Source organism: Pseudomonas sp. A-B-19 (assembly GCF_019947515.1).
In the GTDB taxonomy this organism is placed as follows: Bacteria; Pseudomonadota; Gammaproteobacteria; order Pseudomonadales; family Pseudomonadaceae; genus Aquipseudomonas.
This window is the reverse complement of record NZ_JAGYGN010000007.1, coordinates 165417-179646: the sequence shown is the minus strand read 5'-3', so window position 1 is coordinate 179646 and position 14230 is coordinate 165417. Positions and strand designations below refer to the sequence as shown.

General features: G+C 59.3%; 13 protein-coding genes. 3 read left to right on the top strand and 10 right to left on the bottom strand.

Going from position 1 to position 14230, the window contains the following annotated elements; translation table 11 throughout:
* Positions 1 to 18 precede the first annotated feature (18 nt).
* From KGA81_RS10550 to KGA81_RS10510, 9 genes are all read right to left on the bottom strand, one after another.
* Complete coding sequence (locus tag KGA81_RS10550; RefSeq protein WP_223545741.1) at positions 19 to 780, bottom strand: SDR family oxidoreductase; 762 nt, start codon at positions 778 to 780, stop codon at positions 19 to 21.
* Positions 781 to 1156: 376 nt separating this feature from the next.
* A complete protein-coding gene (locus KGA81_RS10545; RefSeq protein ID WP_223545740.1) occupies positions 1157 to 1405 on the bottom strand; it encodes a hypothetical protein in 249 nt (82 codons plus the stop codon).
* 306 nt (positions 1406 to 1711) lie between these two features.
* Positions 1712 to 2428, bottom strand: a complete 717-nt coding sequence (locus KGA81_RS10540) for an ABC transporter ATP-binding protein (RefSeq protein WP_223545739.1) — start codon at positions 2426 to 2428, stop codon at positions 1712 to 1714.
* Positions 2425 to 3300, bottom strand: a complete 876-nt coding sequence (locus KGA81_RS10535) for an ABC transporter ATP-binding protein (RefSeq protein WP_223545738.1) — start codon at positions 3298 to 3300, stop codon at positions 2425 to 2427. Before KGA81_RS10535 ends, KGA81_RS10540 begins: the two co-directional genes overlap by 4 nt.
* Positions 3297 to 4580 (bottom strand): high-affinity branched-chain amino acid ABC transporter permease LivM, encoded by a 1284-nt coding sequence (gene livM, locus KGA81_RS10530; RefSeq protein ID WP_223545737.1) that lies wholly within the window; start codon positions 4578 to 4580, stop codon positions 3297 to 3299. The genes KGA81_RS10535 and livM overlap by 4 nt, the downstream gene beginning before the upstream one ends.
* Before the next feature lie 3 nt (positions 4581 to 4583).
* Positions 4584 to 5498, bottom strand: a complete 915-nt coding sequence (locus KGA81_RS10525) for an ABC transporter permease subunit (RefSeq protein WP_223545736.1) — start codon at positions 5496 to 5498, stop codon at positions 4584 to 4586.
* Positions 5499 to 5738: 240 nt separating this feature from the next.
* Entirely contained in the window at positions 5739 to 6872 is a 1134-nt protein-coding gene (locus KGA81_RS10520; protein ID WP_223545735.1) for a branched-chain amino acid ABC transporter substrate-binding protein, read from the bottom strand.
* 362 nt (positions 6873 to 7234) lie between these two features.
* Positions 7235 to 8518, bottom strand: coding sequence for an NAD(P)/FAD-dependent oxidoreductase (locus tag KGA81_RS10515; RefSeq protein WP_223545734.1), 1284 nt, complete (start codon positions 8516 to 8518; stop codon positions 7235 to 7237).
* Positions 8519 to 8643: 125 nt separating this feature from the next.
* Positions 8644 to 10134 (bottom strand): aldehyde dehydrogenase family protein, encoded by a 1491-nt coding sequence (locus KGA81_RS10510; protein ID WP_223545733.1) that lies wholly within the window; start codon positions 10132 to 10134, stop codon positions 8644 to 8646.
* A 174-nt stretch (positions 10135 to 10308) separates the two neighbouring features.
* On the opposite strand from KGA81_RS10510, the gene KGA81_RS10505 reads away from it, so the two are divergent.
* The 3 genes from KGA81_RS10505 (at position 10309) to nadE (ending at position 13480) form a co-directional block, all read left to right on the top strand.
* Complete coding sequence (locus KGA81_RS10505) at positions 10309 to 11214, top strand: LysR family transcriptional regulator (protein WP_223545732.1); 906 nt, start codon at positions 10309 to 10311, stop codon at positions 11212 to 11214.
* Positions 11215 to 11421: 207 nt separating this feature from the next.
* Positions 11422 to 12648, top strand: a complete 1227-nt coding sequence (pncB, locus tag KGA81_RS10500) for a nicotinate phosphoribosyltransferase (protein ID WP_223545731.1) — start codon at positions 11422 to 11424, stop codon at positions 12646 to 12648.
* A gap of 4 nt (positions 12649 to 12652) precedes the next feature.
* Positions 12653 to 13480 (top strand): ammonia-dependent NAD(+) synthetase, encoded by an 828-nt coding sequence (gene nadE, locus KGA81_RS10495; protein WP_223545730.1) that lies wholly within the window; start codon positions 12653 to 12655, stop codon positions 13478 to 13480.
* A gap of 176 nt (positions 13481 to 13656) precedes the next feature.
* Here nadE and azu read toward each other — a convergent pair whose 3' ends face one another.
* Entirely contained in the window at positions 13657 to 14103 is a 447-nt protein-coding gene (gene azu / locus KGA81_RS10490; protein ID WP_223545729.1) for an azurin, read from the bottom strand.
* Positions 14104 to 14230: the final 127 nt, after the last annotated feature.

Here is a 14230-nt window from a genome sequence, read left to right as displayed (position 1 = left end):
GCAAGCCCCTCGCCGCAATTAAGACTTACGCTCGATAGCAAACCCGGCCCAGGTCTGGCTCACCGGCATCAGCTCCAGGCTGTTGATGTTGATGTGCGCAGGCGCATTGAGTACCCAGAAAATGGTCTCGGCGATGTCTTGCGGCTGAATCGGCTCGGCACCGGCGTAAGTGGCGTTGTAACGCTCCTGGTCCCCGGCAAAACGCACCAGCGAGAACTCACTCTCGCACAGGCCCGGCTCGATGTTGCTGACCCGTACGCCCGTGCCTTGCAAATCGCAGCGCAGGTTCAGGGAGAACTGTTTGACGAACGCCTTGGTCGCGCCATACACATGGCTGCCCGGGTACGGATAGTTGCCGGCGATGGACCCCAGGTTGACGATGCCGGCACCACGACCGCGGGCGATCAGGCGCGGCAACAGCAGACGGGTGCTATACATCAGGCCTTTGACATTGGTATCGACCATGGTGTCCCAATCGTCCAGGTCGCACTTGGGGGCCGGATCGACGCCCAGGGCCAGGCCGGCGTTGTTGATCAACCCGCGCAGTTTGGCGAAGGATGGCGGGAGACCGGCAATCGCCTCTTCCATCGCCTTGCGATCACGCACATCGAGCACCAGGCCATGGACTTCGGTCTGCTTCGACAGCTCGGCGCACAGCGTATTGAGGCGCTCTTCACGACGACCAGTCAGCACCAGTTTCCAGCCGGCCTCGGCAAAACGACGGGCACAGGCTTCACCAAAACCGGAAGTCGCGCCGGTAATAAACAGGGTGTTGGACATCGTGTTCTCCTTGCTTCGGCTGATCGCCAGCCATTGGAATAGAAAATCAGCGGGCAGCATGCCCGGCCACGCTCATACCGGCAACCTTTGCGCCGCAGGCTGCGACCCTTTGATCTTGCCCTGCGCCTGTGGAAAAGATCGCAGCCTGCGGCAGCTCCTACGTTTATCGCACTTTCTGTATAAAAATCGATCAATCCTTGCAAACCCTCGACCAGTGTGGCCTGTAGCCATGTGCGCGCACGTTATCCACAGGCCGGTCCACAGTCTTTGGGGGCAAGTGGAAAAGCTGCAGGCCGCTATCCACAAGGCTTTGCGTGGGGTTTTAAAACTTTTTTGCTTGACCCTCAACCACCTGCTGTGTAGCCCATGGCCATTTTCATGACTGACGGGTCAAACCCGCGATGGCGCCAAGCCAGTAACCACGGCCTTCAGCCGGGTCTTTCCAGAGTTTAGTCACAGACTTATCCACAGGCTTGCCCATGCCGATTCCACGCACTTTCGTCCCGAACAAAAAGGTTGACAAAGCAGCCTTGAAGTTGCGCAAAAGCACCTGTTCAAAAAACAACCACACCTCTACAAGCCACGACTTTAAAGGCCTCCAGCCAGCTACTCCCACGTTATTCACAGCCGGCTCCACAGCAAACGGGGACAAGTCAAAACTGTGACAAAACAACTATTTGCAGCGGCTTTATGTCGCGCTTCGCGAGCTTTGGAATATTGTTTTCCACAATCTCCCTGAATGCCGCCACCGAACCCTGTAGGAGCGAGCTTGCTCGCAATGGGCGTCAACGATAACGCGAACATTCTGGATGAACGCGTTGCCCTAGAGACCTTCGCGAGCAAGCTCGCTCCTACAGGGGGATTAACTGGATTGGAGATGTAAAAAAGCCCCGACGATTGCGCGCCGGGGCTTGTGCACAACAAAGCAGACTCAGTGCCCGCCGAGATAGGCGTTACGCACGTCCTCGTTGACCAGCAACTCCTTGCCGGTACCCGTCATGCGGATTTCGCCGTTGACCATCACGTACGCCCGGTCCGACAACCGCAGGGCGTGGTTGGCGTTCTGCTCCACCAGAAAGATGGTCATGCCGGTCTTGGCCAGTTCCCGCAGTGTCGCGAAGATCTGTTTCACCACAATCGGCGCCAGGCCCAGGCTCGGTTCATCCAGCAGCAACAACTTGGGCCGGCTCATCAGTGCCCGGGCGATGGCGAGCATTTGCTGCTCGCCGCCAGACATGGTCATCGCCCGCTGGGTGCGCCGCTCTTCGAGCCGCGGGAACAGCTCGAACATGCGTTGCATGTCTTCCTTGGCGTGCTTGTCACCGATAGGGATGGTGCCCATCAGCAGGTTCTCCTCGACGGTCATGTCGGGAAACACCCGCCGCCCTTCCGGCGATTGCGCGATGCCATTGGAGGCTATGTAGTGGGACGACTTGTGGGTGATGTCCACACCCTGATAAAGGATCTGCCCGTCCGCCGCTCGCGGCTGGCCGAAGATCGACATCAGCAGGGTCGACTTGCCGGCACCGTTGGAGCCGATCAGGCTGACGGTTTCCCCTTCCTTGATGTGCAGCGAGACTTTCTTCAGGGCCTGGATCGGCCCGTAAAACACATCCAGTTCCTTGAGTTCGAGGATGGGTTTGCTCATAGCACCACTTCCTCTTCATCGGCGCCCAGGTAGGCCGCAATCACTTTCGGGTCGTTACGAATCGCATCAGGTCCGCCCTCGGCGATGACGATGCCGTGGTCCAGCACCACGATGTGATCGGAAATGCTCATTACCATGCCCATGTCGTGTTCGATCAGCACCACGGTCAGATCGTGCTCGTCGCGCAGCAGCCGGATCATCGCGCTCAGCGCTTCGGTTTCCTGGGGGTTGAGGCCGGCGGCCGGCTCGTCAAGGCAGATGATCTGCGGACGGGTGCACATGGCACGGGCGATTTCCAGGCGGCGTTGCTGGCCGTAGGACAGTTCACCGGCCAGGCGGTTGGCGCAATCCACCAGGTCCACTACCTCCAGCCAGTAGAACGCGTGGTCCAGCGCATCGCTTTCGGCCTTGCGGTAGCCCTTGGTATTGAGGATGCCGGCCAGCATGCTGCGGTTGACCCACATATGCTGTGCCACCAGCAGGTTTTCCAGCACCGACATTTCCTTGAACAGACGAATGTTCTGGAACGTACGCGCCAGCCCGGCACGGTTCACCAGGTGGGTGCCGCCGAACGCCTTGTAGAACAGCCGACTGGCGAACGATTTAGGCGACACGAAATCGATCGGCTTGAACGATTCGCCCAGCAATTTGATGACGTTCGTCTGCTGACCACGCACATTGAGTTCGATCTTGCCGCCGGAGGCCTTGTAGAACCCGGTCAGGCAGTTGAACACCGTGGTTTTGCCGGCGCCGTTGGGCCCGATCAGAGCGAAGATCGAATTGCGGTGGACTTTCAGGCTGACATCGTTCAACGCCTTGATGCCGCCGAAGTGCATCATCAGCTTTTCGACACTGAGTACGACTTCGCTCATGGCGCTACTCCTTTACGCGGGGTCACACCGGTGCGGCTGATCCGAATCAGGCCGCGCGGTCGCCAGATCATCATCAATACCATCAGGATGCCGAACAGCAGCACGCGGTATTCGGCGAAGCCACGCAGCAGTTCCGGAGCCACGGTCAGCACGAATGCCGCGATGACGACACCGATGGTCGAGCCCATGCCGCCGAGTACCACGATGGCAAGGATCAGCGCCGACTCAAAGAAAGTGAACGACGTCGGATTGACGAAGCCCTGGTAAGTGGCGAAGAACACCCCGGCCAGCCCGGCAGTCGAAGCGCCGATGGTGAATGCCGAGAGCTTGACCAGTACGTGGTTCAGGCCCATGGAGCGGCAGGCGATTTCGTCTTCGCGCAGGGCTTCCCAGGCGCGGCCAACCGGCATGCGGGTCAGGCGATGCTTGATGTGCAGCACGGCCAGGACCACCAGGAACAACACGGCGTAGATGAAGTAATACTTCACGTCAGGGTTGTAGGCGATACCGAAGAACTCATGGAACGGCACCCCGCCTTCTTTCGCCCTTTTTCCGAACTCGATGCCGAAGAAGGTTGGCAATGGCGCTGCCATGCCATTCGGGCCGCCGGTCAGGGACAGCCAGTTATTGAGGATCAACCGAATGATTTCACCGAAGCCCAGGGTCACGATCGCCAGATAGTCACCGTGCAGACGCAGCACCGGGAAACCCAGGATGCAACCGGCCAGGCCGGCGGTGATCGCCGCCAGTGGTAACACGGTCCAGAAACCCAGCCCCAGGTACTGATAACCGAGCGCCAGGCCGTAGGCGCCGATGGCGTAGAACGCCACGTAACCCAGGTCGAGCAGGCCGGCCAGGCCGACCACAATGTTCAAACCCAGCCCCAGCAATACGTAGATCAGCCCGAGGATGACCACGCCCAGCAGGTAGGAGTTGGAGAAAAACGGGAACACCACGGCAATCACGATGACCAGCGGGATGACCCAGCGCAACCGGGATTTGTAATCAGGCGCCAGTACATGAACCCCGGAGCCGGTGGTTTCAAAGCCCTCGAGAACTCTCAGGCCCTTTGGGGTTTGCAGGAACAGGCTCAAGGCAAAACGACCGGCCATGACAATAGCGACAATCCAGGCCACGCGAGTGGGCTGCAAGTTGAAGCCGTAGCCGTCGAGGACGATGCCGACAATCGGGCCGAACACAATCAGGGCCACGAGGCCGGCAAGAATCGCGTCAACCAGACTTCTTTTGATATCAATGGTTTTTTCAGTGGTTGAAGACATCGCTTACACCTTCGACACAAGAGGACGGCCAAGCAGGCCTTGGGGCCGAAAGACCAGAACGAGAACCAGCAGCGAGAAGCTGAAGACGTCTTTGTAGTCCGAGTTGACCAGGCCGGAGAACAGCGACTCGGAGATGCCAAGGATGATCCCGCCGAGCATGGCGCCAGGCAGCGAGCCAATCCCGCCGAGCACCGCGGCGGTGAACGCCTTGATGCCGATGACAAAGCCTGCATAGAAGTCGAACGTGCCGTAGTTCATGGTGATCAGCACGCCGGCCAGGGCCGCCATCGCTGCACCAATGATGAACACGTACGAAATGATGCGGTCGGTGTTGATCCCCAGGATCGAGGCCATCTTGCGGTCTTGCTGGGTTGCGCGGCACATGCGGCCGAGCTTGGTGTACTTGATGACATAGGTCAGCAGGCCCATCCCGACAAACGCTGCAATCAGAATGAAGATCTTGGTGTAAGTGAGCTGGACGAAGCCGGTCCCGACGTCTACTCGCAATGCACCGGTCAGCAGCGTCGGAACGCCTTGTTGGCGGGCACCCTGGGCGATCTGTGCATAGTTTTGCAGGATCAGCGAGATGCCGATGGCGCTGATCAGTGGTGCCAGTCGGGTGGAGTTACGCAGGGGTTTGTAGGCAACACGCTCGATGACCCAGCCATACACCGCCGTGACGACGATGGTGAAGATCAGTGTGCCGAGCATCAATAGAGGGAAGGATTCAATACCGAAGTATGCCAGCAGAGCCAGACTGATTGCCGCGAGGTAAGCGGAAATCATGTAAACCTCGCCATGGGCGAAGTTGATCATGCCAATGATGCCATAGACCATTGTGTAGCCGATGGCGATCAGGCCATAGACCGACCCGAGGGTCAGGCCGTTGACCAGTTGCTGCAGGAAAATACCATCCATAACGCAATCTCACGCAATGAGAACCTGCACAGGTGGCTGTGCGGTTCTTCTAAGGAAAATACAGATTTACGTCGGAGCAATGTCAGCCACGATCAGGTAGCCCACCACCGCCCCCCTGTAGGAGCTGGCTTGCCAGCGAAAGCGCTGTATCAGCCAACATTGATGTCGACTGATCTGGCGCATTCGCGAGCAAGCTCGCTCCTACAAGGATCAATGGGGTTCAGCCGATCAAGTCAGCCCTTACTTCTGTTTTTCCAGCTGATGATATTTGCCTGTCGCGTCCCACTCGTAAACCACGTAGTCGGACACTTTCAGGTCGCCCTTGCTATCCCATGTCTTCTCGCCCATGACGGTCTTGACCGGGTTTTTCTTCAGCCAGGCAGCAGCGTCTTCGCCCTTGTTGGACTTGGCGCCGTTGAAGGCTGCGGCCAGGGTCTGGACCGAAGCGTAGGCGTACAGGGTGTAGCCTTCAGGTTCGGTGCCAGCCTTGCGGAAAGCGTCTACCACAGTCTTGCTGTCTGGCAGCAGGCGTGGGTCGGCGCCGAAGGTCATCAGTACGCCATCAACGTTCTGCGGGCCACCGGCGGTGGTCACCAGTTCGTCAGTCACGATGCCGTCATCGGACATGAACTTGACGTCTTTGAGGCCCTGTTCACGCAGTTGCCGAACCAGTGGACCGGCTTCCGGGTGCAAGCCGCCGAAGTAGACCACGTCGGCACCGGCCGCACGGATCTTGGTGACGACGGCACTGAAGTCTTTCTCGCCGCGGGTCAGCCCCTCGTACAGCACAGGCTTCACGCCGCGTTTTTCCAACTGAGCCTTGGTGGCGTCCGCCAGCCCCTGACCATAGGTGTCCTTGTCGTGCAGTACGGCGACTTTCTTGCCCTTGAGCATGTCGACGATATAGTCGCCAGCCACGATACCTTGCTGGTCGTCACGCCCGCACATGCGGAACATGGCACTCAGGCCGCGCTCGGTGACCTTGGGGTTGGTGGAACCCGGGGTGATCGTGATGATGCCGGCTTCGTCGTAGATCTCGGAGGCCGGGATGGTCGACGAGGAGCAGAAGTGGCCTACCACACCAACGACTTTCTTTTCGGTCAGGTCCTTGGCGACTGTCACAGCCTGCTTCGGTTCGCAGGCGTCATCGCCCTTGACCAGTACGATTTTTTCCCCGTTCACGCCGCCCGCTGCGTTGACCGCGTCGGCCGCCGCTTGTGCACCCTTCATGTACTGTTCGCCAAATGCCGCGTTGGCGCCCGTCATTGGTCCCGCTACGCCGATCTTGATGTCAGCCTGGGCAAACGCAGAAACACCCAGCGCAGTTGCCACTGCGAGGGCCAGAAAGCCTTTCTTGTAAAACGTCTGGGACATGAGGTGGTGCTCCATGGTTTTTTTAATTGGCACTGCGATTTCACTGAATGCTCAGAGCAAGGGCCGTGCCATCGGTTTTTTATTCTGAAAAAAGTCGCTGCTTTCTTGTTATTTCGACTGTTTCGGGCCCATTTTCATTGGGCGTGCAACCGTCTAGACCGCGGAAGGTAAAACCATTATTTTTCTGAGGCGCAACCCGCCTGCGCCATCATTGCAACCGCGGCTTTAAACGACGTGCAACCAGCCTGTAACAACGTGCGTCACCGAAGTGCACACTGCTGGTGCGGGACTGCTACAACCCGCACCACTACAGGCTAGCCGCAGATCGAAAAAGCGCCGCTTCCCACTGCAAAAATCAACCTTCAGATCACGATCCGCAGGCACTGGCCTGCGTGATACAGCGAGAATCCCGCCTCATACAGACAGCTGCGCAACCCCGCCCCGGCCAATGGCTGCATGGGCGCGAAAGGAATCGGTAGCGATTGAGGATTTCCGTTACACAGGTAATCGGCGAAGGCCTTGCCGACCACCGTTCCCGTGGTTACGCCCCGCCCGTTGTAGCCGGTGACTGCCACCAAACCGGGCGCCGGTTCGAACAGGCGCATCAAATGATCAGGGGTGAAGGCGATGCAACCGGTCCAGGTGCACTCCCATTCCACCGGCTTTAGGTACGGGAAATAATGTTGCTGTACCCGATCGGCCCAGGCCTTGAGAAACCAGGCGGGTTTCCGATTGCCATTACCGAGACTGCCCAGCAGCAGGCGTCCGTCTTTATCCCGACGAATGCTGCTCAGGACCTGTCGGGTGTCCCAGGAACCCTGGCCGCCGGGAAGAATTTGCCGAGCGGCCTCTTCGGTCAGCGGGACCGAAGCCACCTGGTAGTAATACCCGGGGAAGAAATTGCGCCGCAGTTCCGTCCAGTCGCCTTCGGTGTAGGCATTGGAGGCAATCACCACTTTCTCGGCCATGACCGAACCCTGGGCGGTTTGCACTGACCAACGCTGGCCCTGACGTTCGAGTCGGGTGACCGGGGAATGATCGAACAATTGACCGCCCAGGCCGATGGCCGCTCTGGCCAGCCCCGAGGTATAGGCCATCGGGTTGAGCGTACCGGCACGGCGATCGAGCAGCGCAGCGGCGATCTTTTTCGTGCCCGTGGCTTGTTCGCAGGCCTGACCGGTCAATAACTCTACCGGCGCCCCGCGGCGTTTCCATTGTTCTTCACGACTGCGCAAGTCGGCTTCGCCACGGGCATTGTGCGCCATGTGCAGCGTGCCTTCGCGGCGCAACTGGCAATCGATGTCGTACTTGTCCACAAGGCTGAACACCAGGGAGGGTGCAGCACCCAGCATGCGGTTGAGTTGACTGCCGACTTGGGTACCAAACCCGGCTTCGATCTCGTCCGGTGGAATCCACATCCCGGCGTTGACCAGCCCGACGTTGCGCCCCGAACCACCGTGACCGGCGCGATGGGCCTCCAGCACACAAACGGTCTTGCCTTGCTCCAGCAGATGTACCGCCGCCGACAGACCGGTAAAACCGGCGCCGATGACGCAGACATCCACCGTGACCTCACCCTTGAGGGCCGAATTGTCCGGCCTTTGCGGCGTCAGGTTTTCCCACAGACACTCTTCGCGTAACGGCATTGCCAGACTCCAACAGAAACCTAACAAACAACAAGAGCTTCGCTGGCAAGCCAGCTCCTACAGAAGTTTGCAATGCCCTGTAGGAGCTGCGGTGCGGCGTTCCGACTTGCCAGCGAAGGGGACCATCAGTCGAACGTAATGCCCTGCGCCAGCGGCAACTCCAGCGAATAGTTCACGGTGTTGGTCTGGCGGCGCATGTAGCCGCGCCATGCATCGGAGCCGGACTCACGACCACCGCCGGTTTCTTTCTCGCCACCAAACGCACCACCGATTTCCGCGCCGCTCGGGCCGATATTGACGTTGGCGATGCCGCAGTCGCTGCCCACCGCCGACATGAACTGCTCGGCTTCACGCACGTCGGTGGTGAAGATGCACGAGGACAGGCCTTGTGGCACGGCGTTGTTCAGGCGCAGGGCTTCCTGGAAATCGCTGTAACCGACCACGTACAGGATCGGGGCGAAGGTTTCGTGGCAGACCACATCGCTCTGCTCCGGCATTTCGACGATGGCCGGCGACACGTAGTAGGCATTCGGGAACTTGTCTTGCAGCTGACGCTCACCACCGAACACCCGACCGCCTTCGCTCAGGGCCTGTTCCAGCGCGTCCTGCATGTTGTCGAAGCTTTGTTTGTCGATCAGCGGGCCGACCAGGTTGCCTTCCAGCGGATGGCCGATACGCACCTTCGAGTACGCGGCTTTCAGGCGGGTGACGATTTCTTCCTTGACCGATTCATGGGCGATCAGGCGGCGCAAGGTGGTGCAACGCTGGCCGGCGGTGCCGACGGCGCTGAACAGGATCGCGCGAACGGCCATGTCCAGGTCGGCGCTCGGGCCGAGGATCATCGCGTTGTTGCCGCCCAGTTCCAGAATGCTGCGGGCGAAGCGCGCGGCGATTTTCGGCGCCACTTCACGGCCCATGCGGGTGCTGCCGGTGGCGCTGACCAGCGCGACACGCGGATCATCGACCAGGGCTTCGCCGGCATCGCGACCGCCAATAATCACCTGGCTCAGGTGGGCTGGCGCGTCGCTGAAATTCTTCAGTACACGATCGAACAGCGCCTGGCAGGCCAGTGCGGTCAGTGGCGTCTTTTCCGACGGTTTCCATATCACCGGATTGCCGCAGACCAGCGCCAGCGTAGCGTTCCAGGCCCAGACCGCGACCGGGAAGTTGAACGCACTGATCACGCCGACGACGCCCAGCGGATGCCAGGTTTCGCGCATGTGGTGGCCAGGACGCTCGGAGGCGATGGTCAAACCGTACAGCTGACGGGACAGGCCGACGGCGAAGTCGCAGATGTCGATCATTTCCTGAACTTCACCCAGGCCTTCCTGGGTGATCTTGCCGGCCTCCCAGGACACCAGCTCGCCGAGATCGGCCTTGTATTCACGCAGGATGTCACCCAGTTGCCGCACCAGCTCGCCACGGCGCGGCGCCGGAACCTTGCGCCACAATTCGAACGCATGATCTGCGCGACTGATGTGCTGCTCGACTTCAGCAGCGCCTTCCCAGTTCACGGCAGCGATCCTGCTGCCATCGATCGGCGAGTGCACCGGCACTTTGCCGTTCTGGTACAGGGCCGGGTTCACACCTAGACGATCAAGCAATGCGGCAACCATGGGTCACTCCTCAAGCAAAAGACAGAACACGTGCAGCCGGAAATTCACGGCTGATCAGACCTGTAGTTTTAGCTGCCCGGAGGTTACTCAACAAACGACCATTAAGAGAGATATCATTCCGTTTATTCATGCTGTGCATTGCTGGCAATAAGAAACAAGAACCAAGGACCGCCCATGCTGAATAAACGCTACTTGCCATCGATCGCTGCGTTGCAGTGCTTCGAGGCCGTCACCCGGCACTTGAGCTTCACCCGGGCCGCCGAAGAGTTGAACCTGACCCAAAGCGCCGTGAGCAAACAGGTTGCGCAACTCGAAGAGCTGTTGCAACACCTGCTGTTTCGCCGGGTGCGCCGCCGCCTGCAGATGACGCCGGCGGGCGATCTGTATCTGGTTGAGGTGCGAAAAATCCTCACGCAGGTCGAGATGTCGACCCATTACCTGCGTTCCTACGGTGGCGAAACAGAAGTCCTGCGGGTTTCGACGCCTCCCACCTTCGGCGCACGCTGGCTGGTGCCGCGCCTGAAAGGCTGGCGTCTGCGGCACCCGTCGATCCACCTGGACCTGTGCAGCGAGCAGGAAGCCGACGATCTGCTGCAAGGTCGCAGCGACCTGGCGTTCTACTTCGGCCAGGGTTCGCGACCCGGCACCGAATGCCTGAAGCTGTTCGGCGAAGAGCTGGTGCCGGTATGCGCCCCGGGCAGCCTGCCGGACACGCCGTTCACCGATCCGACGCAACTGTCCGATCTGGTACTGCTGCAAAACGCCTCCCGCCCCCAGGCCTGGCACGACTGGTTCGAGCATCAGGGCTACCACACCGAGCACAGCTACCACGGCCCGCGTTTCGAAACCTTTTACATGTGCATCCGCGCCGCCCAGGTCGGTTGCGGCGTGGCGTTGCTGCCGCGCTTTCTGGTGGAAGAGGAACTGGCCGATGGCAAGCTGGTCATTGCCTGGCAGCATGCAATGCCCAGTACGGACGCGTACTACCTTGCATACCCGGAGCACTCGGCGGAAGTGCCCAAGGTGCGGGACTTCGTGAAGTGGATGCTGGAGCAGATCGATAGCCCGGAGGCGACCTGATGGATGCCATCGCTTTGTTGTAGGAGCTGGCTTGCCAGCGAAGGCGGACTTTCAGTCAACATTGTTTTTGGATGTGCTGGCCTCTTCGCTGGCAAGCCAGCTCCTACAAGGACCGGGTTCAGTCTAAAAAATGCTGGTAATCCCTGTCCCTGATATGCGCCACTAACGCCATTGATCAATACCGCTGCAACGCTGGAGATTCCCGTTATGAGCGAGAGTGTGTTTGCCGATCGCATCGTGCAGAACCTGCTCGACACCGACTTCTACAAACTGACGATGATGCAGGCGGTGCTGCACAACTACCCGAACGTCGAAGTCGAATGGGAGTTTCGTTGCCGTAACGGTGAGGACTTGCGCCCATACCTGGCGGAAATCCGTTTCCAGATCGAGCGCCTGGCCGAACTGAGCCTGAGCGCCGATCAATTGAGCTTTCTGGAGCGCATCAGCTTCCTGAAGCCGGACTTCCTGCGCTTTCTCGGGTTGTTCCGCTTTAACCTGCGTTACCTCTACACCGGCATCGAAAACGGTGAGCTGTTTATCCGCCTGCGGGGCCCCTGGCTGCATGTGATCCTGTTCGAAGTGCCACTGCTGGCGCTGGTCAGCGAGGTGCGCAACCGCTATCGCTACCGCGAAGTCGTGATGGAGCAGGCCCGCGAGCAGCTCTACCGCAAGTTCGACTGGCTGAGCGCCAATGCCAGCAGCGATGAATTGTCCGAATTGCAGGTGGCCGATTTCGGCACGCGCCGTCGCTTCTCGTATCGCGTGCAGGAAGAAGTAGTGAATGTGCTCAAGCATGACTTCCCCGGGCGCTTCGTCGGCACCAGCAACGTGCATCTGTCCCGGGAGCTGGACATGAAACCGCTGGGCACCATGGCCCACGAATGGATCATGGCGCACCAGCAACTCGGCCCACGGCTGATCGACAGCCAGATTGCTGCACTCGATTGCTGGGTCCGCGAATACCGTGGTCTGCTGGGGATTGCCCTGACCGACTGCATCACCATTGATGCCTTCCTCGGCGATTTCGATCTGTTTTTCGCCAAGCTTTTCGACGGTTTGCGCCACGATTCAGGCGACCCGGTATTGTGGGCGGAAAAAGCCATCGCCCACTATCACAAGCTCGGCATCGACCCGATGAGCAAGACGCTGACGTTCTCCGACAGCCTGACATTGCCCAAATCCCTGGAGATATTCCGGGCGCTGCGCGGTCGGATCAATGTCAGCTTCGGCATCGGCACCAACCTGACCTGTGATATTCCGGGTGTCGAACCGATGAGCATCGTGCTTAAAATGGCCGCCTGCAACGGCCAGCCGGTGGCGAAGATCTCCGACGAGCCAGGCAAGACACACTGCAAAGACCCGAATTTCGTCGCTTACCTGCGACACGTTTTCCAGGTTCCTGCCGCCCTTTCAAGTACATCAAGCAAGGAGTGAATTCATGCAAGCCGTACAGCGTGAGATTGCTGAACAGCTCAAGGTCCAGCCGCCATTCGCCGACGAAGCCGCCCTTGAGGCCGAAGTCGCCCGGCGGGTGACTTTCATTCAGGACTGCCTGGTCAACTCAGGGCTCAAGACCCTGGTACTGGGCATCAGTGGCGGTGTCGACTCCCTGACCGCAGGCCTGCTGGCCCAACGGGCCGTCCGTGAACTGCGCCAGCGCAGCGGTGATGCCGCCTATAAATTCATCGCCGTGCGCCTGCCCTACGAAACCCAGTTCGATGAGCACGATGCCCAGGCGTCGGTGGATTTCATCAAACCGGACGAGTGCCACACCGTGAACATCGGCCCGGCGGTCAAATCCCTGGCCAATGAAGTGGCGGCCTTCGAAGGCAAACATGCGGTGTCGGTGGACTTCGTGCTCGGCAACACCAAGGCGCGCATGCGCATGGTCGCCCAGTACACCATCGCCGGCGCAACCCAGGGCCTGGTCATCGGCACCGATCACGCGGCGGAAGCGGTGATGGGTTTCTTCACCAAGTTCGGTGACGGTGCCTGCGACCTGGCGCCATTGAGTGGCCTGGTGAAAAACCAGGTCCGCGCCATCGCCCGCAGCTTCGGCGCGCCGGAATCGCTGGTAGAGAAAGTCCCGACCGCCGACCTTGAGGACCTGTCGCCCGGCAAACCGGACGAAGCCTCCCACGGCGTGACCTACACCGAGATCGACGCCTTCCTGCATGGTGAGCCGGTGCGTGAGGAAGCGTTCAAGATCATTGTTGATACCTACAACAAGACCCATCACAAGCGGGTTATGCCGTTTGCGCCTTAATTGGTGATGGAATGAAAAAGCCCGCTCAGGAGTGATCCTCAGCGGGCTTTTTCTTTGGCCAACACATGCGTCGATGCTTCTGGCCTCTTCGCGGGCAAGCCACGCTCCCACAGGTACGGAGGTGTCCCTGTGGGAGCGTGGCTTGCCCGCGATGAACGATAACGCGGTGGTCAGTCTTACTTCAGAGTAACGGTGCCTTTCATCATCGAGATATGGCCCGGGAACGAGCAGAAGAAGCCGTAATCGGTACCGGCGGCCAGCTTCGATACGTCGATGGTCAGCGTGTCTTTCTCGCCGGCACCGATGATTTTGGTGTGAGCGATTACGCGCTCGTCGCCGTCTTTCAGGTAGTTCTTGTCAATGCCAGCGGCCAGGCCGTCAGTGGCGATCGGCTGCATGTCAGCGGTTTTGCTGATCACCAGGTTATGGCCCATGACGTTCTTCGGCAGGCTGCCGGAGTGGGTCAACTCGACGGTGAAGGTCTTGCAGCTCTTGTCGATTTCAATGGCCTTCGTGTTGAAGGACATTTGATCGGTGGAGTCAATGGTGGTCTTGCACTCGGCAGCCATCAATTGGCTGCTGGCCAGTGTCAACAGGGATACCGCAACAAGTTTGGCAAACATGGTGAATCTCCAAGGCAGGGTTAATGAAATCGCGAATGAACAGAAGACTGCCTGAAAACTTCGCAAGTTCATATGACTTGAATCAAAAATTGTATACAACTTTCGCGCTATGACACCGATGCGAAAT